Genomic DNA, 22,749 nt, shown 5'->3' with positions numbered 1-22,749 from the left:
ACAAGGACGCTTCAAATTGAGTTCAGTCAGTAAATCGATCCTGCTGGTGGATGACGATCAGGAGATTCGCGAATTGCTGGACACCTACCTGAGTCGTGCCGGTTTTCAGGTACGTACCGTGGGCGATGGCGCCGGCTTTCGTCAGGCGTTCAACGAGGCGTCGAGTGATTTGCTGATCCTCGATGTCATGCTGCCCGACGAAGACGGTTTCAGCCTGTGCAAATGGGTGCGCCAGCATCCGCGCCAGCCGCATGTGCCGATCATCATGCTCACTGCCAGTTCCGACGAAGCCGACCGCGTTATCGGTCTGGAGCTGGGCGCCGATGATTATCTCGGCAAGCCGTTCAGCCCGCGCGAGCTTCAGGCGAGGATCAAGGCGCTGCTGCGCCGTGCCCAGTTCGGTCAGGAACGTACGGGCGGCGATGTGATTGTGTTCGACGAATGGCGACTGGACATGGTCAGCCACCGACTGTTTCACAATGACGGCGAAGAAGTGATCCTGTCCGGTGCCGACTTTGCGCTGCTCAAGCTGTTCCTCGACAACCCGCAGCAGATTCTCGACCGCGACACCATCGGCAATGCCACTCGCGGGCGCGAGCTGATGCCGCTGGAGCGGATCGTCGACATGGCGGTCAGTCGCCTGCGCCAGCGTCTGCGGGATACCGGCAAATCGCCGCGTCTGATCCGGACGATTCGCGGCAGCGGTTACCTGCTGGCGGCGAACGTCAATACGCAAGCGGGCGGCAATTATTAAGCCGTCTGCTGCAGGCCGGAAAAAAACCGGTCTGGCACTGCCGCGCTCGCTGCTGGGCCGCATGCTTCTGCTGACCTTGCTGGCGGTGCTGATGGCTCAGGCGCTGTCCAGTGTGATCTGGCTGTCGCAGCTGCGTGCCACACAGATGGAGGGGTTGGTCACCAGCGCGCGCAGCCTGGCGTATTCGATGTCGGCCAGTGTCAGTTACTTTCGCTCATTGCCGCTGGCTTACCGGCCGATGGTCCTGGATCAGCTGCGCAGCATGGGCGGCACACGTTTCGTGGTCTCGCTCAATGATCACCCGCTGGACATGCCGATCATGCAGCCCACGCCCCGCAAACAGGCGGTGCTGGACGTGGTCGGCGACGTATTGCGCCAGCGTCTGGGCAACGACCCGGCCATCTCGGTATGGTTTGCGCGCCCGGAAGAACTGCGGATCTTCAATAGCGGCCTGAAGCTCGACGAGCTGCCACGGTCCTGGGCGCATTACGCGTTGACCCTCGAACCGGTGAACCCGCCGGTGCTGGTGACGCAGATCGAAATGGCCCCCGGCGAATGGTTCTACATTGCCTCGCTGCTGCCTGAGCCCTACACGTCACTCGAAGAGCAGGAACTGCCGCTCCAGCAGGTCTCGTTCATTGTCCTGACCAGCGTGTTCCTGTTGCTGTTCATTGGCCTGCTGGTGCATTGGCAGAGCCGTCCGCTCAAGCGTCTGGCGCGGGCTGCGAGAGACATGTCGCTGGGCGCGGATGTAGTGCCGGTGGTCGAGGGTGGCGGCAGCGAGGTGGTGGAGGTCAGCCGCGCGTTCTACGCAATGCGTACCCGGATCAGCCGCTACCTGACTGAGCGGGGTCAGCTGTTCAGTGCGATTTCTCACGATCTGCGCACGCCCATTACCCGTTTGCGGCTGCGGGTCGAGTTGCTGGAGGACGAGCAGCTGCAACGTAAGTTCAGCCGCGACCTGGATGAGCTCGAACTGTTGGTCAAAGGCGCGCTGCAATGCGTCAAGGACACCGATATTCACGAAAACATCGAGCCTGTCGACCTGAATGCGCTGCTGGACTGCCTGGTCGAACCCTGGCTGCTCGCTGATGGTAGCGGGCGGGTCACGCAGCAGGGCGAGGCACAGGCTGCGTATTCCGGTAAACCGCTGGCGCTCAAGCGCTGCATCGGCAACCTGATCGACAATGCCCTCAAGTATGGGAACCGGGCGCACCTGAAGGTTGAGGACGATGCTCAGGCGTTTGTTTTGCATGTGGATGACGAAGGCCCTGGCGTTCCTGAAAAGCGTCTGGAGCATGTGTTCGAGCCCCATTTCCGCCTGGCAGGCAATCAGCAGCAAGGTTATGGCCTTGGCCTGGGGATCGCGCGCAACATCGCGCACAGCCACGGCGGCGAAGTCAGTTTGCAGAACCTGCGCGGTGGCGGGTTGCGGGTGACGTTGTATCTGCCGCGAACGGCGGAATGATCTGCCAGATAGTGGCCTTTATGTCCGGGTTGCGGTGAGATTTCCAAATGTCACCATCCTGTGACATTTTCGCATCCCTTCGTTACTGTTGTGGCGTGGCGCTTGGTTAGACTCCCACGAAGCGCAAGCACCAGACTTGCTCAGGCATAACAACAAGAAAGGTCAAATTCGATGAATTCCATGTCACGTCTCGCCGTTGTCATCTCTCTCGCTTCGTTGTTCCCTCTGAGCGCTAACGCCGCTGAATCCAAAGGCACTGTTGAAGTGGTGCATTGGTGGACGTCGGGTGGCGAAAAAGCTGCGGTCGATGTTCTGAAAGCCCAGGTTGAAAAAGACGGCTTCGTCTGGAAAGACGGCGCAGTCGCCGGTGGTGGCGGTTCAACAGCCATGACCGTGCTCAAGAGCCGTGCCGTTGCAGGCAACCCGCCAGGCGTTGCCCAGATCAAAGGCCCGGACATCCAGGAATGGGCGTCTACCGGCCTGCTGGATACCGACGCGTTGAAAGACGTTGCCAAGGCCGAGAAGTGGGACTCCCTGCTCGACAAGAAAGTCTCCGACACTGTGAAGTACGACGGCGATTACGTCGCCGTGCCGGTGAACATTCACCGCGTCAACTGGCTGTGGATCAACCCTGAAGTCTTCAAGAAAGCCGGTATCGACAAGGCACCCACCACCCTCGAAGAATTCTATGCAGCAGGCGACAAGCTGAAAAAAGCCGGCTTCATTCCGCTGGCGCATGGCGGTCAGCCTTGGCAGGACAGCACCGTATTCGAAGCCGTTGTGCTCTCGGTCATGGGCGCTGACGGCTACAAGAAGGCACTCGTCGATCTCGACAAAGACGCGCTGACCGGCGCAGGCATGGTCAAGTCGCTGACCGAGCTGAAGAAAGTCGCCACTTACATGGATGCCGACGGCAAGGGCCAGGACTGGAACCTGGAAGCTGCCAAGGTCATCAACGGCAAGGCCGGCATGCAGATCATGGGTGACTGGGCCAAGAGCGAGTGGACCGCCGCCAAGAAAGTCGCCGGCAAGGATTACCAGTGCGTAGCTTTCCCGGGCACTGACAAGGCGTTTACCTACAACATCGACTCGCTGGCCGTGTTCAAGCAGAAAGACAAGGGCACGACTGCCGCACAGCAGGACCTGGCCAAGGTCGCGATGGGTGAAGACTTCCAGAAGGTTTTCAGCATCAACAAGGGTTCTATCCCGGTGCGGGAAGACATGCTGGCTGACATGAACAAGTACGGCTTCGACTCCTGCGCGCAAACGGCTGCCAAGGACTTCCTGGCGGACTCGAAAACCGGTGGTCTGCAGCCGAGCATGGCGCACAACATGGCAACCACGCTGGCCGTTCAGGGTGCCTTCTTTGATGTGATCACCAACTACATCAACGACCCGGCCGCTGATCCGGCAGCCACCGCCAAGAAGCTCGCCACTGCAGTCAAGTCGGCGCAGTAACGTTTACCGTACAGCCTGTATCCGCAGTGCGTGGTGTTGAAATCGCTTGTTGATTTCACCCATGGCTGCGGCCTGAATTTGTCATACCTGATGGGATACTCCCGATGAGCTCTGTCGCTGCGCACAGCAAAGCCTCGCCAATGGATGCGCTGCAACGCTGGCTACCAAAACTGGTGCTGGCCCCTAGCATGTTCATCGTGTTGGTCGGTTTCTATGGCTACATCCTCTGGACCTTCGCGCTGTCGTTCACCAACTCGACGTTCCTGCCGTCCTACAAATGGGTCGGTCTGGCGCAATATGCGCGCCTGATGGACAACGACCGCTGGTGGGTGGCAAGCAAGAACCTTGCTGTGTTCGGCGGCATGTTCATTGCCATCAGCCTGGTGATCGGTGTTTTGCTGGCAGTTCTGCTGGATCAGCGCATCCGTCGTGAAGGCGTGATTCGCACTATTTATCTGTACCCGATGGCGCTGTCGATGATCGTCACCGGTACGGCCTGGAAGTGGCTGCTCAACCCCGGCCTGGGCCTGGACAAAATGCTGCGTGACTGGGGCTGGGAAGGTTTCCGTCTGGACTGGCTGGTTGATCCGGATCGCGTGGTGTATTGCCTGGTCATTGCTGCTGTGTGGCAATCGTCCGGCTTTGTCATGGCCCTGTTTCTGGCAGGCCTGCGTGGCGTTGATCAGTCGATCATTCGTGCAGCGCAGATGGATGGTGCGAGTTTGCCGATGATTTACTGGCGTGTGGTGTTGCCAAGTCTGCGTCCGGTGTTTTTCAGCGCCGTCATGATCCTCGCGCACATTGCCATCAAGAGCTTCGATCTCGTGGCAGCCATGACCGCCGGCGGCCCCGGTTATTCCTCGGACCTGCCTGCAATGTTCATGTACTCCTTTACCTTCAGCCGCGGCCAGATGGGCATGGGCTCGGCCAGTGCGATTCTGATGCTCGGCGCGATCCTGGCGATTCTGGTGCCGTACCTGTATTCCGAGCTGAGGACCAAACGCCATGACTAGTCATGTTGGAAAACCGGGCATCAGCTTCAGTCGTGTGGTCATTTATGCGGTGCTGTTGCTGGCTTGTCTGATCTATCTGGTGCCGCTGGTGGTGATGTTGTTCACCAGCTTCAAGACCCCTGAAGACATCGGCACCGGCAACCTGCTGAGTTTGCCGAGCGTGGTCACCGCAATCGGCTGGATCAAGGCCTGGGATATCGTTGACGGCTATTTCTGGAACTCGATCAAGATCACCGTTCCGGCGGTACTGATCTCCACCGCGATCGGCGCGCTCAACGGCTATGTGCTGTCGATGTGGCGTTTCAAGGGCTCGCAACTGTTCTTCGGCCTTCTGCTGTTCGGTTGCTTCCTGCCGTTCCAGACTGTTCTGCTGCCTGCTTCCTTCACGCTCGGCAAGATGGGCCTGGCCAATACCACTACGGGGCTGGTGTTCGTCCATGTGGTCTACGGACTGGCATTCACCACACTGTTCTTCCGCAACTACTACGTGAGTATCCCGGAAGCGCTGGTACGGGCTGCGCGTCTTGATGGCGCAGGGTTCTTCACGATCTTCGGGCGCATCATTCTGCCCATGTCGACGCCCATCGTGATGGTGTGCCTGATCTGGCAGTTCACCCAGATCTGGAATGATTTCCTGTTCGGCGTTGTGTTCTCCAGCGGCGAGTCTCAGCCGATCACTGTGGCGCTGAACAACCTGGTCAACACCAGCACAGGCGCCAAGGAATACAACGTTGATATGGCGGCGGCGATGATTGCCGGCCTGCCGACACTGCTGGTCTACGTACTGGCTGGCAAGTATTTCCTGCGTGGGCTCACAGCCGGCGCGGTCAAGGGGTAATCATGGCGACTCTCGAATTACGCAACGTCAACAAGACCTACGGCAGCAACCTGCCGGACACGCTCAAGAACATTGAACTGTCGATCAAGGATGGCGAGTTTCTGATTCTGGTCGGCCCGTCGGGCTGCGGTAAATCCACCCTGATGAACTGCATCGCCGGGCTGGAAAGCATCAGCGGCGGGGCGATTCTGATCGATGGCGAAGACGTCAGCGGCACCAGCCCCAAGGATCGTGACATCGCGATGGTGTTCCAGTCTTACGCGCTGTACCCGACCATGACGGTTCGTGAAAACATCGCGTTCGGTCTGAAGATCCGCAAGATGCCGCAGGCCGCTATCGACGAAGAAGTCGCACGTGTCGCCAAGCTGCTGCAGATCGAACACCTGCTCAATCGCAAGCCGGGCCAGATGTCCGGTGGTCAGCAGCAACGTGTGGCCATGGGCCGTGCGCTGGCACGTCGACCGAAGATTTATCTGTTCGATGAGCCGCTGTCCAACCTCGACGCCAAGCTGCGGGTCGAGATGCGTACTGAAATGAAGCTGATGCATCAGCGTCTGAAGACCACCACGGTCTACGTGACTCACGATCAGATCGAGGCCATGACGCTGGGCGATAAAGTGGCAGTCATGAAGGACGGTATCGTTCAGCAGTTCGGTACGCCCAAGCAGATCTACAACGACCCGGCCAACCTGTTCGTGGCCAGTTTCATCGGTTCGCCGCCGATGAACTTCATCCCGTTGCGCCTGCAGCGCAAAGATGGCCAGTTGCTCGCTCTGCTCGACAGTGGTCAGGCGCGTTGCGAGTTGCCGGTTGGCGTTTCCGACGCAGGGCTGGAAGATCGAGAAATCATTCTTGGCATTCGCCCGGAACAGATTATGCTGGCGTCCGACGAACAGAGTGGTCTGCCAACCATTCGCGCCGAGGTTCAGGTGACCGAGCCTACCGGCCCGGATACGCTGGTGTTCGTGACGCTCAACCAGAGCAAGGTCTGCTGCCGTCTGGCCCCGGATGTTGCACCGCAGGTGGGCGAGAGCCTGACGCTGCAGTTCGACCCCTCCAAGGTGCTGATTTTCGATGCGCAGAGCGGCGAACGCCTTGGCGTGCTGGCAAAGCAGGCGTCGGCTGAGCGGGTAAACAATGTGTCTCAGTTGAACCGCAAGTGATAGATTCAACACCGGCTTCTGCTGGCTGGCCGTCGACTGCCACAACGAAGCGGCCTGTCGTGAACACAAGCAGTGAACACAAGCAGTAAATCGAGCAAGACGTGTACCGAAGCTAATAACAATAAAACGAGGATTGATGGGATGAAGAAGATCACCAAAGGTAAAACGCTTTCCCGGCTTCAACTGGTCTGCAAACTGTCGGCGCTGGGTGCCATGGGGCTGGCTTCCAGCGTTCATGCTGCCGAGCCGTTTGCTGCCGATTCACCGTGGATGACAGGCGACTGGGGCGGCAAGCGCACCGAGTTGCTCGACAAGGGTTATGACTTCTCGCTGGAATACGTTTCCGAGATGGCCAGCAACCTCAAAGGCGGCTCCAACGACGACACTACCGGTCGTTACAGCGACCAGTTTGCACTGGGCGTGAAAATCGATTTGCAGAAGGTGCTCGGCTGGCAGGACGCGGAGTTCAAGCTGGCGATTACCGAACGTAGCGGGCGCAACATTTCCAACGACCGGATCGGCGATCCTCGTGCCGGTACGCTCAGTTCCTCCCAGGAAGTCTGGGGCCGTGGCCAGACCTGGCGCCTGACCCAGATGTGGGTCAAGCAGAAATACTTCGACGGCGCACTGGACGTCAAGGCCGGTCGTTTTGGTCCGGGCGAAGACTTCAACAGCTTCCCGTGCGACTTCCAGAACCTGTCGTTCTGCGGCTCGCAGGTCGGTAACTACGTAAGCACCTGGTACAACTGGCCAATCAGCCAGTGGGCCTTGCGCGTGAAGTACAACATCACCCCGGAAGTGTACGCACAGGTCGGTGTCTACGAGCAGAACCCGTCCAACCTGGAAACAGGCAACGGCTTTAAACTCAGCGGCAGCGGCACCGAAGGCATGATTCTGCCGGTCGAACTGGTCTGGACACCGTCCTTCAATTCGTTGCCCGGTGAGTACCGTGTCGGTTACTACAAGAGCACGCCCAACGCCGACGACGTCTATGAAGACGTGAATGGTCAGGCGCAGGCGATTACCGGCGCCGCGTTCAAGTCGCACAGCAGCAAGCATGGCTGGTGGGTTGTGGCTCAGCAACAACTGACCGCTCGTGACGGTGATCCGTCGCGCGGCCTGAGTATCTTTGCCAACGCCACCGTGCATGACAAGGCAACCAACTTCGTCGACAACTACCAGCAGATCGGTCTGACCTACAAAGGTCCGTTCAACTCGCGTCCGAAAGATGACATCGGTATCGGTATTGCCCGTATCCACGTCAACGACGATGTGCAGGACCGCGTGCGTCTGGCCAACCAGATCAACGGTATCAACGACTTCGACAACCCTGGCTACCTGCCGGTCCAGAGCACTGAATACAACTCTGAAATCTACTACGGCTTCCACGTTACCAACTGGCTGACCGTGCGTCCTAACCTGCAGTACATCAAGCACCCAGGCGGCGTGGATCAGGTTGATGATGCGATCGTAGCGGGCATCAAGATCCAATCGAAGTTCTGAGTATTGATTGACGCGTAACGCGATCAAGGGTCGTGTGTGCTTTGCGGGCAGCCTGGCTGCCCGTTTTTTTATGGTTTGAATTCTTTTATTTTCAGGGACGCGATTGGCGATGACCATTCACGACGCGCAACTGCCTGAACATCCATTGCAACGCTTCTTCCGATCCCTGCGTGCCAGACCGACTTTCGAGTGGGAACGCCATCAGCTGCGCGACGTACTGGTGATCAATCATCCGCAGTGCCAGGCGGTGTTCAGTCGTCAGGGTGCGCAATTGCTGCACTTTCAGCCCAGTGGCCAGAAACCCTGGCTGTGGTGCGCCGCGCAGTGGCCGCAGGTGGGGGCGATTCGCGGCGGTGTGCCGGTCTGCTGGCCCTGGTATGGCCGACATCCCGGCGAAAGTGGCTGGCCCGCGCATGGCTGGGGGCGATTGCTGGACTGGAAACTGATCGCCAGCAGTGAAAGCGAACAGGGCGTCAGCCTGCACTGGCGCTTGCAGCTATGGGACTGGCAGGTCAACCTGAACGCCGAGCTGGGGCAGGGCATGGAGCTGCGCCTGAGCACCTCGCATGAAGACAGCGAGCCTTGTCATTTCAGTCATGCGCTGCTTGCTTACTGGTTGATCAGTGATGTGGAGCAAGTCGCGCTGGACGGTCTGGACGGCGCTCAAGGCTACGACGAACTCAGTCGTCAGGCCTGCCAGCAACAAGGCGAACTGCGCGTGGCAGGCGGCTGTCAGCGAGTCTTCGAACACGCTGGCGCCTTGCAACTTCAAGACCCCACCTGGCAGCGCAGACTGAACATCGACACCGGCGACAGCGCCAACACCGTCGTCTGGCACCCCGGCAGCCGGCCCCTGCTCGGAGTGGGTGGCAGTGAAGCCGCCGGTTTTGTCAGAGTGGAAGCCGCCTCAGGCTCCGGCGACGCCTTCAGCCTGCAACCGGGCGAGCACGTGCAGCTGAAATTGCAGGCGAGTCTGGCGGGGTGGGTTGCAGGTGACGCAGAGCGTCACGAACTGCATGCCCACGCGGAGCGTGGGCACGATAGTCAATAATCTCGACCATCGTGCGACGCTCCGCGTGGGCATGCCGTTCCGGACGCTCTGTGTCCGATCTCGAATGCGCGGCGCAGAGCTATGACGCAGAGCGTCACCCAAGGCATTCCCACGCTGGAGCGTGAGGAACGATAACCTCAACTATCGTGCCTCCGCTCTGCGTCCGCTCTTGAACCTGTTTCAGCCCTGATCCTCGATCGGATACCGGCTGTCGTTCAGGCTTTCCTTGATCTTGCGCAGGTGCGGCTGGAAGTCGACGCCGCGGCGCAGGGTCATGCCGGTGGCCAGTACGTCCAGAACCGTAAGCTGAATGATCCGCGAGGTCATCGGCATATAGATATCGGTGTCTTCCGGCAGCGGAATGTTCAGGCTCACGGTGCTGGCCTGAGCCAGCGGTGAACCTGCGGCCGTCAGGCCCAGCACTGAAGCGCCGTTGGCCCGTGCTATCCGTGCCACTTCCACCAGCTCCCGGGTGCGGCCGGTGTAGGAAATGATCACGAACAACTCACCTGTGTGCGCCACAGAGGCAATCATCCGCTGCATCAAGACGTCAGCATGCGCCGTGACCGCCAGGTTGAAGCGAAAGAATTTGTGCTGCGCATCGAGTGCCACCGGTGCCGAAGCGCCCAGTCCGAAAAAGTGGATCTGTCGTGCCTGGATCAGCATGTCCACCGACTTGCTGACCAGTGCCGGGTCCAGTTGCTGGCAGGCGCTGTCCAGCGACGCAATGGCGCTGCCGAAAATCTTCTGGGTGTAGGCTTCAGGGTTGTCGTCGGCTTCCACCGCACGGCTGACATACGCAGCACCACTGGCCAGGCTCTGCGCCAGTTGCAGCTTGAGCTCCGGATAACCACTGACGTTGAACGAGCGGCAGAAACGGTTGACCGTCGGCTCGCTGACCTTGGCAGCCTGGGCGAGCGCTGCAATGCTCAGGCGCGTCGCCATCTGCGGATTGAGCAGAATCACTTCGGCCACCTTTCGCTCGGCCTTGTTCAACTCATCGAGTCGGCCCTGGATTTGCTCGAGGAGGTTTCTTACGCGGTCCATTCAAAGTCCTTGTCGCGGCTGATTTACCAACGGTTTTTGACGCAGGCTTTTATTAGCCCTTTAGCCTGTAGCAAAGGTGGCCTATCGTACTGAGGGCCTGTGTTGATCACCACTGGAATATGCTTTCAGGCAGAATGTTGTGGTTATTACTACATATGGCCTTGAGTAACGCCTTTAAAAAAGGTATTTGTAGCCCAACTTGATAAAAGAACCAACATTATGCCCTTGATTACGGTTGAACCGTGCACATTTGCCCTGTTTGGTGCCCTGGGGGACCTGGCGGTACGCAAGCTGTTCCCGGCTCTTTATCAGCTTGATCGCGCTGGACTGCTGCATGAAGACACTCGAATTCTTGCCCTGGCGCGTGAACCAGGCGACGAACAGTCGCATCTGGCGTACATCGAAAAATCCATGCGTCGCTTCATTCCCGAAGCGGAGCTCGAAGCAGAGAATGCCCAGCGGTTTCTGGCGCGCCTCAGCTATCTGCACGTCGACTTCCTCAAGGCCGAGGACTATGTGGCGCTGGCCGAGCGCGTGGGCGATGCCGAAACCCTGATCGCCTACTTCGCGACCCCGGCCTCGGTCTATGGCGCGATCTGCGAGAACCTCGCTTCGGTGAACCTGGCCGATCGCACGCGCGCGGTGCTGGAAAAGCCCATCGGCCACGACCTGGCCTCTTCGCGTCGGGTCAACGACGCCGTGGCGCAGTTCTTCCCGGAAAACCGCGTCTATCGCATCGACCATTATCTGGGCAAGGACACGGTACAGAACCTCATCGCGCTGCGTTTTGCCAACAGCCTGTTCGAGACCCAGTGGAACCAGAACCATATTTCCCACGTGGAAATCACTGTGGCTGAAAAAGTCGGCATCGAGGGGCGCTGGGGCTATTTCGATCAGGCCGGCCAACTGCGCGACATGATTCAGAACCACCTGCTGCAATTGCTTTGCCTGATCGCCATGGACCCGCCCAGCGACCTGTCTGCCGACAGTATTCGTGACGAGAAGGTCAAGGTGCTCAAAGCGCTGGCACCGTTCACGCCGGAGCGTCTGGCAACACAAGTGGTGCGGGGTCAGTACACCTCCGGTTACAGCGAAGGCAAGGCCGTGCCGGGTTATCTGGAGGAAGAGAACTCCAACACCCAGAGCGATACTGAAACCTTCGTTGCGTTGCGTGCCGACATCCGCAACTGGCGCTGGTCGGGTACACCGTTCTATCTGCGTACCGGCAAGCGTATGCCGCAGAAGCTGTCGCAGATCGTGATCCACTTCAAAGAGCCACCGCACTACATCTTTGCCCCTGAGCAGCGTTTGCAGATCAGCAACCGCCTGATCATTCGCTTGCAGCCTGACGAAGGCATTTCCTTGCAGGTGATGACCAAGGACCAGGGCCTGGACAAAGGCATGCAATTGCGCAGCGGCCCCTTGCAACTGAATTTTTCCGACACCTACCGCAGCGCTCGGGTCCCCGACGCTTATGAGCGGTTGTTGCTGGAAGTCATGCGTGGCAATCAGAACCTGTTTGTCCGCAAAGATGAAATCGAGTACGCCTGGCAGTGGTGCGATCAGTTGATCGCTGGCTGGAAGAAGGCAGGCGATGCGCCCAAGCCTTATCCGGCGGGCACCTGGGGGCCGATGAGCTCCATTGCTCTGATTACTCGCGACGGGAGATCCTGGTATGGCGATATGTGATCTTGAGCTGCCAGCAGGGCTGGTGGCACGTGACTTCGACACACCGCAGCAACTGGCCGATGCGCTGGCTGCCAATGTGGCCGAGCGTCTCAAACAGGCAATCGGCGAAAAAGGCCTGGCAACGCTGGTGGTGTCCGGTGGACGCAGCCCGGTTGCGTTTTTCCAGAGCCTGGCCGGACAGCCGCTGGACTGGTCGAAGGTAGTGGTCAGCCTCGTCGATGAGCGCTTTGTGCCCACCGAACATGCCGACAGCAATGCCGGCCTGCTGCAACGTCACCTGCTTCAGGGGCCTGCGGCGAAAGCGAAGTTTCTCGGCCTCTACAACGTGGCGGCCAGCGTCGAGGAGGCAGCGCTGGTTGCTGATCAGGCACTGGCTGAGCTGCCGCCCATTGACGTACTGATTCTGGGCATGGGCGACGACGGGCATACCGCGTCGCTGTTTCCGAACAGCCCGAACCTGAGCGAGGCGCTGGACCTCAATGGCGAGCGTCGCTGCCTGCCCATGCTCGCACCGAGCGTGCCGCATCAGCGGCTGACCCTGACGCGTTGCCTGTTGGCCTCGGCCCGCTTGCCGATTCTGTCGGTGTCCGGTCAGGCCAAGCTCGACACCCTGCGCGCTGCGCTGGCGGGCGATGACCTCGCCGAAATGCCGGTGCGTGCCTTCCTCAACCCGTCTCTCGAGATTTACTGGTGCCCATAAGCAAAGGAACCGTCGCCATGACACAGAACGAAAATAATCAGCCGCTCAACAGCATGGCGAACAAGATTGCCCAGATCGACGAACTCTGCGCCAAGGCAAAGATTCTGCCGGTCATCACCATTGCCCGCGAACAGGACGTACTGCCGCTGGCAGACGCACTGGCCGCCGGGGGCATGACGGCACTGGAAATCACCCTGCGCTCGGAGTTTGGTCTGGGCGCTATCCGCATTCTGCGCGAGCAGCGTCCGGAGTTGTGCACGGGTGCCGGGACCATTCTGGACCGCAAGATGCTGGCCGATGCCGAAGCGGCAGGCTCGCAGTTCATCGTTACCCCTGGCAGCACGCAGGAACTGTTGCAGGCGGCACTCGACAGCCCGCTGCCCTTGTTGCCTGGCATCAGCAGTGCGTCGGAAATCATGATCGGTTATGCGATGGGCTACCGACGTTTCAAACTGTTCCCCGCCGAAATCAGCGGCGGCGTGGCAGCGATCAAGGCCTTGGGCGCGCCGTTCAACGAGGTGCGCTTCTGCCCGACTGGCGGTGTCAACGAGCAGAACCTCAAGAGCTATATGGCCTTGCCCAACGTCATGTGCGTTGGCGGGACGTGGATGATCGATAACGCGTGGGTCAAGAATGGCGACTGGGGCCGTATTCAGGAAGCCACCGCTCAGGCATTGGCCCTGTTTGACTGATTTTTCTGATTAAAAACATCTCAGTATCAGCCGGTCGCGGCTGGCTGATGCTGACCAGGAAGTTGTTGTGGGTTGTATGGCTTTTCGGTGCTCCCTGGTCCGGAGCACCCTTTTTTTTCCGGACTGTTTTTCCTTTCGCTTATCCCCTGTCTTTGAACGACTGACGCGGACGCGTGCGCAGCGGGTCCAGTAGCGCGCTCAGGCCGTTGTGATCAATTTCCTGCATCAGCGCCAGCAGGCCACCCAATTCTCCCTTGGGAAAGCCTTCCCGAGCGAACCAGTTCAGATAATGCCCCGGTAGATCGGCGATCAGCCGACCCTTGTATTTGCCGAACGGCATTTCCTGAGTCACCAGCAGCTTGAGTTTTTCCGGATTCATGGGGCAGGGGTCCTGTCATTACCTTTCGCCCAGCACAATACGTGCATTCTGCATGCAGGCCAAACGACAGTTCATGCAGAAGTCACGATCGAGTAAATGTGAAAATTTCGTAACTAATTGATTATTAAAAGAATATCTCACTTTTAAAACTGGCACGCCACCTGCAATTACCTAGTCATTGAACACTTTCGTATCAACCTGCCATTAGGAAATTATCAAATGACTGATATCAATAAAGAAACGATCTCTATCCTGAATGACCTGGTAGAAACCAGCATCGATGGTAAAGAAGGCTTCGAAACCAGCGCAAAGAATGCGAAAACTCCGAAGGTAAAAGAATTTTTCGCACGCCGCGCCGTTGAAGTAGATGGTGCAGTGCGTGAGCTGCAGCAGCACGTACAACAACTGGGCGGCAAGCCAGAAGATTCGTCCAGTGTATCGGCTGATCTGCATCAGGCATGGGTCAAGCTGAAAACTGCGTTCACCAGCAATGACGATCTGGCTGTACTGGAAGAAGCAGAACGTGGCGAAGACGTCGCCAAAAAAGCCTACAGCAAGGCTCTCGAGAAGTCGCGTGAGAAGGGTGTTTCCCCAGCCGTGATCGCCGTGATCGAAAAGCAGTATCAGGGCGTTCTGAAAAATCACGACGAAGTCAAAGCACTGCGTGACGCCGCCCGCGCTGCATCGTAAGTCTCTGCCTTAGCCGTAATAAAAAACGCCAGCCCGTCTGGCGTTTTTTTATGTCGATCAACAGGCTATCACGCCTGATTTACCAGCTCTGAATCCGAAGCAGCAGCCCGCTGTTCAACGCGATTACGGCCATTGTTCTTGGCCTGATAAAGCGCCTTGTCGGCAATGCCGAAGAACGTTTCCAGCTTGTCTCCGTGACGAACAACCCCTGAAGCCACGCCAATGCTGACCGTCAAAGGATGTTCCGCACCCTTGAACAGCGGCAGTGACTCGACCGAGCGCCGTATATTTTCGGCAATCATCATGGCCCCCTTCAGATCGGTTTCCGGCAGCACCACCACGAACTCCTCACCGCCATAGCGCGCCAGCCGGTCACCTGGCCGACGGATATTGTGGGAAATGGTTTGTGCAACCAGCCTTAATGCTTCGTCGCCGCCTTGATGTCCATGACGCTCGTTGAACGCCTTGAAATGGTCAACGTCGATCATCAGCAAGGAAAGGCGTTTGCCAGAGCGCTGTGCGCGTGCCCATTCGGTGTCCATGGCTTCGTCGAGCTGGCGGCGGTTATCGAGCCCGGTCAGTCCGTCGGTTGCCGCCAGGCTGGCCAGTGCGTCTTCTGCCCGGCGGCGACGGCGCAGTTCGCGGCTCAGCAACCAGGTCAACCAGAGAATACCGAGGCACAGAACGCTGGTTGCAGTCGTGACCAGCCATGCATTGCGCTTCCAGACCGCATACACCTCTTCCTCGGACTGGCCTATCACCACAATCAGCGGCAGATTGCCGACGCGCGAAAACGTATACAGGCGTTGCGCATTCAACTGAGTGGAAAGGGCGCTGAAGCTGCCATCGCCTTCCTTGAGAATGCGCTGAAAGTTGGCCGTGTGACTGTAGTCCTTGCCGATCAAGTCCTGCCCGTCCAGGTCCGGAAAGCGGACGATCAGGATACCGTTGGCATTGATCAGATTAATGCTGGCCCCGGCGCCCAGGTTCTGACTCATGAACAGATTCCTGAAGTACACCAGACGCATGGCTGCACTCGCAATGCCCAGAAACTCACCATGAGGGCCTGATATGCGTCGGCTGAAACTGATGCACCAGTCCTTGTATCCCCAACGGGTTTTATAAGGCGTGCTGACATGCAGGCCAAGGGAAGGATCAGCCGCATGTATCTGGAAATAGGAACGGTCTGAAAAGTTATCGTCCCGAGGTTTTACTGACAGCGAGTCAGCCAGCAGTTCGCCCTTGTTGTCGAGTAATACCAGGTCACCTTTGTAAGAGGCCGCCGTCGAGCGATCAAACAGGACAAGTTGTCGCAGTTCAGGGGAAAGATCTTTAAGGTCAGTGCGTTGCCAGCCACTGATCATGCCTTGCAACGAAGAGTCATAGAGTTCTGCATTGTGCATGACGTCAGCGTCGATCAGACGAACAATGTTGGCCGCTGCACGCGCTGCCGTCTGAGCGGCATCGTCGCGCTCCCGCAGCAGCAGTGACGCCACGATGGCCAGAATGGCGGACACCGACAGCAAGCTGCCAAGGATCAGCATGAGCTCGGGACGGGGCCATTTAAGCTGCGCTGGCCGAGCGGACGCAAACAACGTCATGGGGTGTGCTACCTGCAAAAATTATTTTGAAAGTGATTAGGTCGGTTAACTTTATTGTATGAATTTATAGCAGCGTATATATCACGCCTCTTATAGCCTGATATGACGGGAATGTGAATAAACCGGGTTTATCAAGTGGATGGTGAACTACCGCTGCTTTCAACAGCAAAAAGACAGCCTGATAAAGGTGAGGGGCAGGTATCAGCGAGGAAGTTGGATACCAAACGTATTGGTCCCCTGATCACTTTTCACAAACACCGTACCGCCATGCATCAGGGCAATGGCTTTGACGATCGCCAGGCCCAGCCCATGATTGGCACCGCTGTTGCTTCGCGAAGCGTCGACCCGATAGAAGCGTTCGAACAGTCTGGGCAGATGTTCCTCCGCTATCGGTACACCCGGGTTGATCACCGCGACGCTGACATGCTCGGCCTGTGACTCGATGCGCACACATATCTCGTGTCCGGCGTCGGTGTGCTGCACGGCGTTATGCAGCAGATTGATCAGGGCGCGGCGCAGATGGGCTTTTTCAATCGGTACGCGGGCATCGCCATCGACGCGTACCTGCACCTGCGCATCCTCAAGAATGAAATCCAGGTAATCGAGTGTCGTCGCGACTTCTTCCGCCAGGGATGCGCAGGTCAGTGCCTGAACCTTGGTGCCCTGATCGGCGCTGGCGAGGAACAGCATGTCGTTGATGATCGAACGTAACCGCTCCAGTTCTTCGAGGTTCGATTGCAGCACTTCGAAATAATGCTCGGCAGAGCGTCCGCGTGTCAGCGCCACTTGCGTCTGGCCAATCAGGTTGGTCAGTGGCGAGCGCAATTCGTGAGCCACGTCGGCGTTGAACGATTCCAGTCGCGAATAGGCCAGTTCGACGCGTTCCAGGGTCGAGTTGAAGGACGCGACAAACTGTTCCAGTTCGGGCGGCAGCGGCGACAGTTGCAAGCGTCCGGACAGCCTTGGCGGGGCCAGTTTCCGGACTTCCTGCGACAGGCTGGTCAGCGGACGCAGGCCAATGCGCGCGACCCAGTAACCCAGTGCCGACGCCAGCAATACGCCGACGGCGGAAAGGCTGATCAGCGCGATCAGTAATGAGTGCTGGGTGTGCCAGAACGTTTCGGTGTCGATGGCCGTCAGAAAGCGCAGGACCGGACGCTGTTCCTTGGCCGGGAACTCGCTGACCAGCACTTTGAAGGCGAAGGGATGATCAGCCAGTGTCAGGTCATGCATGCCCAGCGGGCCCTGCGCCAAGCGACGAATCTCCGTGCCGGGATGGCCGAACTCGTAGAGCGGGTTGTCACTTACCACCCAGAAGCGCAGGCGCTTGTCCTCTTCACTGAGCAACGTAAGCTTCGCCTTGATCTTGCCCCAATGCTCCGGATTGCCGAAGCGCCCGACCGCCGACTCCAGCACGCTGTAGCGCGCATCGACTTCGGCGCGCGGCAGCAGGTCCAGGCGCTTGTCGACCTGCAGATACAAGGCCCAGCCGATCAACAGGAAAACCGTCAGTGCAACCAGCGCGAACATCCCGCTCAGGCGCAACGCAATCGAATCAATCCGCATTGCGGTTTTCCAGTACATAACCCATGCCGCGAATGGTGTGCAGCAGTTTATGTTCATGGGGCCCGTCGAGCTTGGCACGCAGGCGCTTGATGGCCACTTCGACGACATTGGCATCGCTGTCGAAATTGATGTCCCAGACCATTTCGGCAATCGACGTCTTGGACAGGATGTCGCCCTGACGCCGGGCCAGTACGCTGAGCAGTGAAAACTCCTTGGCGGTCAGGTCCAGGCGTGCGCCGCCCCGGGTAGCCTTGCGGCTGATCAGGTCGATCCACAGGTCTGCAATAGTGATCTGCACGGGCTCGTGACCACCGCTGCGCCGGGTCAGCGCTTGCAGGCGGGCCACCAGTTCCAGAAAGGAAAACGGTTTGCCGAGGTAGTCGTCTGCGCCTTCACGCAGCCCGCGAATACGGTCGTCGACCTGCTCACGAGCCGTCAGCATGATCACCGGCGTCTGTTTGCGCGCCCGCAACGCCCGCAGCACGCCGAAACCATCCAGGCCCGGCAACATCACGTCGAGGATGATCACCGCGTAGTCGTTTTCCAGCGCAAGATGCAGCCCTTCGATGCCGTCGCGGGCCACGTCCACCGCGTAGCCCTGTTCGGTCAGGCCACGGCGCAGGTAGTCGGCGGTTTTCTCTTCGTCTTCGATAATTAGCACACGCATCAGGCTATCTCACTCATGAACGACCGTTTTTGCCTTGTCTTGCCTTCGCTCGTGACGTTTTTACACACTCTGGGTCAGCGCTGGCTTGGCGGAGGTTGGCTGGCGGCGCTGAAACAGTCGGTCCAGTTGCAGGTAGATGATCGGCGTGGTGAACAGGGTCAGCATCTGGCTCACCAGAAGCCCGCCGACCACGGCGATACCCAGCGGTTGGCGCAGCTCGGACCCGACCCCGAAGCCCAGCATCAGCGGCAGCGCACCGAGCAGGGCGGCGATGGTGGTCATCATGATCGGCCGGAAGCGCGTCATGCAGGCCTCGTAAATCGCTTCCTGTGGCGTCAGGCCCCGTTCGCGCTGCGCCTGCAAGGCAAAGTCCACCAGCAGAATGCCGTTCTTCTTGACGATACCGATCAGCAGTACCACGCCGATCAGGGCCATGATCGAGAAGTCCTGGCCCATCATCCACAGCAGCAACAACGCCCCGATGCCCGCCGAGGGCAGGGTGGAAATGATGGTCAGCGGGTGCACGAAGCTTTCGTAAAGCACACCCAGAATGATGTACACCGCCACCAGCGCGGCCAGAATCAACCACGGCTGGTTGGCCAGCGAACTCTGGAACGCCTGCGCCGCACCCTGAAAACTGCCGATGATCGCGGCCGGCATGCCGATTTCGTTCTTGGCCTGATCGAGCATGCGTACGGCGTCGCCCAGCGCCACCCCGGAAGCCAGGTTGAACGACAGATTGGCGGCCGGAAACATACCGTCGTGGCTGATCGACAGCGGGCCCATGCGTGGCGCGCCGACCTTGGCCAGCGCCGACAACGGCACCATTTCGTTGGTCAGCGGCGAGCGCAGGTAGAAGTAGGCCAGGCTTTCGGCTTTGCCGCGTTGCTGGGCATCCAGTTCAAGGATCACCTTGTACTGGTTGACCTCGGTCTGGTACTCGCTGATCTGCCGCTGGCCGAATGCGTCGTACAGCGCCTGATCGACATCGGCGGTGGTCAGGCCGAAGCGCGCGGCTGCGCTGCGATCGATGTCGATGTGCGTGACGCTGCCGCCCAGTTGCAGGTCGTTGGACAGATCGCGGAATGCCGGGTTGCCGCGCAGTTTTTCGGTCAGCCGTTGCGTCCAGGTGTTGAGCAGCGCCCCGTCATTGCTTTTCAGCACGTACTGATACTGGGCACGGCTGGGGCCGGAGCTGAGGTTGATGTCCTGGCCAGCACGCAAGTACAGAACGATACCGGGGACTTTCGCCAGTTTGGGGCGCAGGCGGTCAATGAATTCGCTGACCGACACATCGCGCTCGGCGCGTGGCTTGAGCGAGATCCAGAAGCGGCCGTTGGCGATGGTCTGGTTGCTGCCGGACACGCCTACCGAATGCGAGAACGCCAGCACCGCCGGGTCCGCGCCGACGATCTTCGCCAGTTGCAGGTGCTTTTCGACCATGTCCGGGTAGGAAATGTCGGCAGCTGCCTCGGTCGTGCCTTGTGCGAACGAGGTGTCCTGAACCGGGAAGAAGCCCTTGGGAATGAGGATGTAGCCCACCACCGCAAGCGCGAGGGTCAGGCCGAAGATGCCGAGCATCAGCCGCTGGTGTGCCAGAGCCCGGCGCAAACCACGTTCGTAGGAGGCCAGCAAACGCTCGCCGAACCCCGGTGTCTGATGCTGATTGTGCTTGGGCGCACGCATGAACAGGGCTGCCAGCGTCGGGGCAAGGGTCAGCGAGACCACCACCGAAATCAGAATGGTCGCTGTTGCGGTGAGCGCGAACTCTTTGAACAGGCGTCCGACCACGCCACCCATGAACAACAGTGGAATGAATGCGGCCACCAGCGAGAAGCTGATCGACACCACGGTGAAGCCTATTTCTCTGGAGCCCTTGATCGCCGCCTCGCGCATGCCGTCACCGGCTTCGAGATGACGGTGGATGTTTTCCACCACGACGATGGCGTCGTCCACCACAAAACCGACCGCCACCACGATGGCCACGAGCGTCAGGTTGTTCAGGCTGAAACCGAACAGGTACATCATTGCGAAGCTGGCGATCAGCGACACGCCGAGCACCGCACTGACAATCAATGTGGCCGACAGCTGGCGAAGAAACAGCGCCATCACCGCGACCACCAGCAACACTGCAATCAGCAGGGTCAGCTCCACTTCATGCAGCGACGCCCGAATGGTTCGCGTGCGGTCGTTGAGCACGGAGACGTCCACAGCGGCCGGGAGCATTTCCTGCAAGCGCGGCAATTCACTCTGAATGCGGTCCACCGTCTCGACAATGTTGGCACCAGGCTGGCGGAAGATCGCGATATTGACGCCCTGCTGGTCGCCGGACCACGCCTTGACGTAGGCGTTTTCCGAACCGGCAACGACCCGCGCCACGTCCTTGAGCTGAACGGGGGCGCCATCCTTGTAGGAAACGATCAGTTGCGCGTAGTCCTGCGGCTTGAACAGCTGGTCGTTGGCCGACAGGGTGGAAATGCTGTCCTTGCCATACAAAGCGCCCTTGGCCAGATTCAGGCTGGTCTGCTGCACCGCCAGGCGGATGTCCGCCAGGGTCAGGCCCAGCGCGGCCAGTTTTTCCGGAGCGGCCTGCACGCGGATCGCCGGACGTTGCTGGCCGGTGATATACACCTGACCCACCCCTTCGATCTGACTCAATTGGCGCGCCAGAATGGTTTCTGTCACGTCGCTCAGTTCAGTGCCAGGCATCAGGCTGGAGCTGACACTCAGAATCAGCACCGGGCTGTCCGCCGGGTTGACCTTGCGCCAGGTCGGCAGGCTGGGCATGTCGGCGGGCAGCCGTGCGGACGCGGTGTTGATGGCGGCCTGGACTTCCTGAGCCGCGGTGTCGATGCTTTTGTTGAGGGTGAACTGCAGCGTCAGGTTGGTCGAGCCCAGCGCACTGCTGGAGGTCATCTGAGTCATGCCGGGTATCGCGCTGAACTGCACTTCCAGCGGCGTCGCCACCGATGACGCCATGGTTTCCGGGCTGGCGCCGGGGAGCTGCGCGGTGACCTGAATGGTCGGGAATTCTGCTTCCGGCAAGGGCGCAATCGGCAGGCGCGGAAAGGCAATGACGCCCAGCAGCAGTATCGCGAAGGTCAGTAGCAGCGTGGCGACCGGATGGTCGATGCACCATGCAGATACCGAGCCCCGGCTGTTACTCATCGTGCGCGCTCCACATCGGCCGTCGCGACATCCGGGGTCGGCGCAGTGACCACCTCGATCGTTGCTCCGGGCCTGAGCCGCGACTGTCCGTCACTGACCAGCACATCGCCGGCCTGAGGTCCGCTGATCAACGCCTGTTCGCGGTCCTGATAAAGCACCTTGACCGGCACCGCTTCTACTTTGTTGTCGGCCTGCACCCGGTAGACGAAGTGCTGATCAACGCCGCGTTGTACCACCTGAGGTGGCACTTTCAGCGAGTTGCGCTCGATGCCGGTCTGGATCTTCACCGTGACCAGTTGCCCAGGCCAGAGCTGTTCGCCGGGGTTGTTGAATTGCGCCTTGGCGCGGATCGTACCGGTGGTTGCCGACACCTGATTGTCGATCAGCGACAACGTGCCTTCGCCCAGCAGCAAGCCGTTGGCGGAACCGTCGCCCTGATAAGCCTTGACCGCCGCCGGGGTGTGCTCGGCGACCAGCCCTTGCAGGGTCGGCAGCATTTGCTGCGGCAGGGAAAACTCCACGGCAATCGGGTCGATCTGAGTCACCGAAAACAACCCTTGCGCATCGCTGACACGCAGGAAGTTGCCTTCGTCGACGTTGCGGATACCGACTCGCCCGGTCACCGGTGAGCGAATCTGCGTGTAGGAAAGCTGCACCTGGGCCGAGTTGATACTGGCCTCGTTGCCTTGCGCGGTGGCGCCCAGCTGTTTGACCAGTGCCTGTTGCTGATCGAACGTCTGCCGCGAAATGCCATTGTCTTCGGTGAGCTGTCGGTAGCGCTTGAGGTCCAGTTGCGCGACGTCGAGTTGTGCCTTGCTCTGTGCAAGCTGGGCCCTGGCTTGTTCGAGCGACGCGCGGATCGAGCGATCATCAAGTGTCGCCAGCAACTCGCCGGCCTTGACCTGTTGACCCTCCCTGACCAGCACACGCATCAGCACGCCATCCACCTGCGGGCGAATCACGACGCTTTGCAGCGACAGTACAGAACCGATTCCGGTGACGAAACGTGGCACATCCTCGACGCTGACGGTGATGACTTTGACCGGCACTGCGGTAACGACATGTTTCGGGATTGAGGCGGGACGCATCAGTGTCCAGCCAGCAAACACAGCGCAGGCTACCAGAACAACGGCGGCGGTCACGGTCAGGGTCTTTTTGCGCATAGGTAGGAAACGCCGAATCGTTCTGGAATTAATGTTTTACCGCTTCTTTATAGCCTGCAAACCCGGTCAGCAGAATGACTTTCAGCTGTCAGTTTTGTCAGAAAGCCTCCACTGCACGTGGCGCTCAGTCAAGAAAAGT

18 protein-coding genes and 1 pseudogene are annotated in these 22,749 nt (G+C 59.2%); 12 read left to right on the top strand and 7 right to left on the bottom strand.

Annotation, left to right across the window (positions count from 1 at the left end):
* Nucleotides 1-16: 16 nt before the first annotated feature.
* The 8 genes and pseudogenes from I9H07_RS18310 to I9H07_RS18275 form a co-directional block, all read left to right on the top strand.
* Nucleotides 17-754 carry a response regulator gene (locus I9H07_RS18310; RefSeq protein ID WP_024673015.1) on the top strand — a complete coding sequence of 246 codons (738 nt, stop codon included), beginning with the start codon at nt 17-19 and terminating at the stop codon, nt 752-754.
* A 61-nt stretch (nt 755-815) separates the two neighbouring features.
* On the top strand, nt 816-2,222 hold the full coding sequence (locus tag I9H07_RS18305; protein ID WP_024673016.1) for an ATP-binding protein: 1,407 nt from the start codon (nt 816-818) through the stop codon (nt 2,220-2,222).
* Nucleotides 2,223-2,393: 171 nt separating this feature from the next.
* Nucleotides 2,394-3,680 carry an ABC transporter substrate-binding protein gene (locus I9H07_RS18300; RefSeq protein WP_236424468.1) on the top strand — a complete coding sequence of 429 codons (1,287 nt, stop codon included), beginning with the start codon at nt 2,394-2,396 and terminating at the stop codon, nt 3,678-3,680.
* 104 nt (nt 3,681-3,784) lie between these two features.
* Nucleotides 3,785-4,693 carry a carbohydrate ABC transporter permease gene (locus tag I9H07_RS18295; RefSeq protein WP_005891414.1) on the top strand — a complete coding sequence of 303 codons (909 nt, stop codon included), beginning with the start codon at nt 3,785-3,787 and terminating at the stop codon, nt 4,691-4,693.
* The gene (locus tag I9H07_RS18290; RefSeq protein ID WP_024672469.1) at nt 4,686-5,531 is read left to right on the top strand and encodes a carbohydrate ABC transporter permease; all 846 of its coding nucleotides are present in this window, start codon (nt 4,686-4,688) and stop codon (nt 5,529-5,531) included. Before I9H07_RS18295 ends, I9H07_RS18290 begins: the two co-directional genes overlap by 8 nt.
* Before the next feature lie 2 nt (nt 5,532-5,533).
* On the top strand, nt 5,534-6,694 hold the full coding sequence (locus I9H07_RS18285; protein WP_024672468.1) for an ABC transporter ATP-binding protein: 1,161 nt from the start codon (nt 5,534-5,536) through the stop codon (nt 6,692-6,694).
* A 141-nt stretch (nt 6,695-6,835) separates the two neighbouring features.
* Nucleotides 6,836-8,197, top strand: coding sequence for a carbohydrate porin (locus I9H07_RS18280; protein WP_024672467.1), 1,362 nt, complete (start codon nt 6,836-6,838; stop codon nt 8,195-8,197).
* Between the two features lie 109 nt (nt 8,198-8,306).
* Nucleotides 8,307-9,179: pseudogene (locus tag I9H07_RS18275) on the top strand (D-hexose-6-phosphate mutarotase); the annotation flags it as partial.
* Between the two features lie 249 nt (nt 9,180-9,428).
* Here the strand turns inward: I9H07_RS18275 and I9H07_RS18270 are convergent.
* A complete protein-coding gene (locus I9H07_RS18270) occupies nt 9,429-10,295 on the bottom strand; it encodes a MurR/RpiR family transcriptional regulator (protein ID WP_024643925.1) in 867 nt (288 codons plus the stop codon).
* A 219-nt stretch (nt 10,296-10,514) separates the two neighbouring features.
* Between I9H07_RS18270 and zwf the strand changes: the two genes are divergently transcribed.
* The 3 genes from zwf to I9H07_RS18255 are packed head-to-tail and all read left to right on the top strand — an operon-like array spanning nt 10,515 to nt 13,376.
* On the top strand, nt 10,515-11,984 hold the full coding sequence (gene zwf / locus I9H07_RS18265; protein ID WP_058824197.1) for a glucose-6-phosphate dehydrogenase: 1,470 nt from the start codon (nt 10,515-10,517) through the stop codon (nt 11,982-11,984).
* Nucleotides 11,971-12,684 carry a 6-phosphogluconolactonase gene (gene pgl, locus I9H07_RS18260; RefSeq protein ID WP_236424470.1) on the top strand — a complete coding sequence of 238 codons (714 nt, stop codon included), beginning with the start codon at nt 11,971-11,973 and terminating at the stop codon, nt 12,682-12,684. The genes zwf and pgl overlap by 14 nt, the downstream gene beginning before the upstream one ends.
* A gap of 17 nt (nt 12,685-12,701) precedes the next feature.
* Nucleotides 12,702-13,376, top strand: coding sequence for a bifunctional 4-hydroxy-2-oxoglutarate aldolase/2-dehydro-3-deoxy-phosphogluconate aldolase (locus tag I9H07_RS18255; RefSeq protein ID WP_024675353.1), 675 nt, complete (start codon nt 12,702-12,704; stop codon nt 13,374-13,376).
* A gap of 139 nt (nt 13,377-13,515) precedes the next feature.
* Here I9H07_RS18255 and I9H07_RS18250 read toward each other — a convergent pair whose 3' ends face one another.
* Complete coding sequence (locus I9H07_RS18250) at nt 13,516-13,755, bottom strand: DUF3820 family protein (RefSeq protein ID WP_007248394.1); 240 nt, start codon at nt 13,753-13,755, stop codon at nt 13,516-13,518.
* A 219-nt stretch (nt 13,756-13,974) separates the two neighbouring features.
* Here I9H07_RS18250 and I9H07_RS18245 point away from each other — a divergent pair, with 219 nt between their 5' ends.
* A complete protein-coding gene (locus tag I9H07_RS18245) occupies nt 13,975-14,445 on the top strand; it encodes a PA2169 family four-helix-bundle protein (RefSeq protein ID WP_024675354.1) in 471 nt (156 codons plus the stop codon).
* A 68-nt stretch (nt 14,446-14,513) separates the two neighbouring features.
* Here I9H07_RS18245 and I9H07_RS18240 read toward each other — a convergent pair whose 3' ends face one another.
* From I9H07_RS18240 to I9H07_RS18220, 5 genes are all read right to left on the bottom strand, one after another.
* The gene (locus tag I9H07_RS18240; RefSeq protein ID WP_236424472.1) at nt 14,514-16,046 is read right to left on the bottom strand and encodes a sensor domain-containing diguanylate cyclase; all 1,533 of its coding nucleotides are present in this window, start codon (nt 16,044-16,046) and stop codon (nt 14,514-14,516) included.
* 201 nt (nt 16,047-16,247) lie between these two features.
* On the bottom strand, nt 16,248-17,612 hold the full coding sequence (locus I9H07_RS18235) for a heavy metal sensor histidine kinase (RefSeq protein ID WP_236424473.1): 1,365 nt from the start codon (nt 17,610-17,612) through the stop codon (nt 16,248-16,250).
* Nucleotides 17,602-18,279 (bottom strand): heavy metal response regulator transcription factor, encoded by a 678-nt coding sequence (locus I9H07_RS18230; RefSeq protein WP_058391226.1) that lies wholly within the window; start codon nt 18,277-18,279, stop codon nt 17,602-17,604. Before I9H07_RS18230 ends, I9H07_RS18235 begins: the two co-directional genes overlap by 11 nt.
* A 60-nt stretch (nt 18,280-18,339) precedes the next feature.
* Nucleotides 18,340-21,447, bottom strand: coding sequence for a multidrug efflux RND transporter permease subunit (locus I9H07_RS18225; protein WP_236424475.1), 3,108 nt, complete (start codon nt 21,445-21,447; stop codon nt 18,340-18,342).
* Nucleotides 21,444-22,610, bottom strand: coding sequence for an efflux RND transporter periplasmic adaptor subunit (locus tag I9H07_RS18220; protein WP_236424477.1), 1,167 nt, complete (start codon nt 22,608-22,610; stop codon nt 21,444-21,446). Before I9H07_RS18220 ends, I9H07_RS18225 begins: the two co-directional genes overlap by 4 nt.
* Nucleotides 22,611-22,749: the final 139 nt, after the last annotated feature.

The sequence above is a fragment of the Pseudomonas syringae genome (assembly GCF_023278085.1).
Lineage (GTDB): Bacteria > Pseudomonadota > Gammaproteobacteria > Pseudomonadales > Pseudomonadaceae > Aquipseudomonas > Aquipseudomonas syringae_Q.
The sequence above is the reverse complement of the archived record's forward strand: the minus strand, read 5'-3'. Positions and strand labels throughout refer to the sequence as shown.

Coding starts and splice junctions, on each gene's coding strand:
- I9H07_RS18305 (WP_024673016.1), top strand. CDS start 816: ATGCTTCTGCTGACCTTGCTGGCGGTGCTGATGGCTCAGGCGCTGTCC.
- I9H07_RS18300 (WP_236424468.1), top strand. CDS start 2,394: ATGAATTCCATGTCACGTCTCGCCGTTGTCATCTCTCTCGCTTCGTTG.
- I9H07_RS18295 (WP_005891414.1), top strand. CDS start 3,785: ATGAGCTCTGTCGCTGCGCACAGCAAAGCCTCGCCAATGGATGCGCTG.
- I9H07_RS18290 (WP_024672469.1), top strand. CDS start 4,686: ATGACTAGTCATGTTGGAAAACCGGGCATCAGCTTCAGTCGTGTGGTC.
- I9H07_RS18285 (WP_024672468.1), top strand. CDS start 5,534: ATGGCGACTCTCGAATTACGCAACGTCAACAAGACCTACGGCAGCAAC.
- I9H07_RS18280 (WP_024672467.1), top strand. CDS start 6,836: ATGAAGAAGATCACCAAAGGTAAAACGCTTTCCCGGCTTCAACTGGTC.
- I9H07_RS18270 (WP_024643925.1), bottom strand. CDS start 10,295: ATGGACCGCGTAAGAAACCTCCTCGAGCAAATCCAGGGCCGACTCGAT.
- zwf (WP_058824197.1), top strand. CDS start 10,515: ATGCCCTTGATTACGGTTGAACCGTGCACATTTGCCCTGTTTGGTGCC.
- pgl (WP_236424470.1), top strand. CDS start 11,971: ATGGCGATATGTGATCTTGAGCTGCCAGCAGGGCTGGTGGCACGTGAC.
- I9H07_RS18255 (WP_024675353.1), top strand. CDS start 12,702: ATGACACAGAACGAAAATAATCAGCCGCTCAACAGCATGGCGAACAAG.
- I9H07_RS18250 (WP_007248394.1), bottom strand. CDS start 13,755: ATGAATCCGGAAAAACTCAAGCTGCTGGTGACTCAGGAAATGCCGTTC.
- I9H07_RS18245 (WP_024675354.1), top strand. CDS start 13,975: ATGACTGATATCAATAAAGAAACGATCTCTATCCTGAATGACCTGGTA.
- I9H07_RS18240 (WP_236424472.1), bottom strand. CDS start 16,046: ATGACGTTGTTTGCGTCCGCTCGGCCAGCGCAGCTTAAATGGCCCCGT.
- I9H07_RS18235 (WP_236424473.1), bottom strand. CDS start 17,612: ATGCGGATTGATTCGATTGCGTTGCGCCTGAGCGGGATGTTCGCGCTG.
- I9H07_RS18230 (WP_058391226.1), bottom strand. CDS start 18,279: ATGCGTGTGCTAATTATCGAAGACGAAGAGAAAACCGCCGACTACCTG.
- I9H07_RS18225 (WP_236424475.1), bottom strand. CDS start 21,447: ATGAGTAACAGCCGGGGCTCGGTATCTGCATGGTGCATCGACCATCCG.
- I9H07_RS18220 (WP_236424477.1), bottom strand. CDS start 22,610: ATGCGCAAAAAGACCCTGACCGTGACCGCCGCCGTTGTTCTGGTAGCC.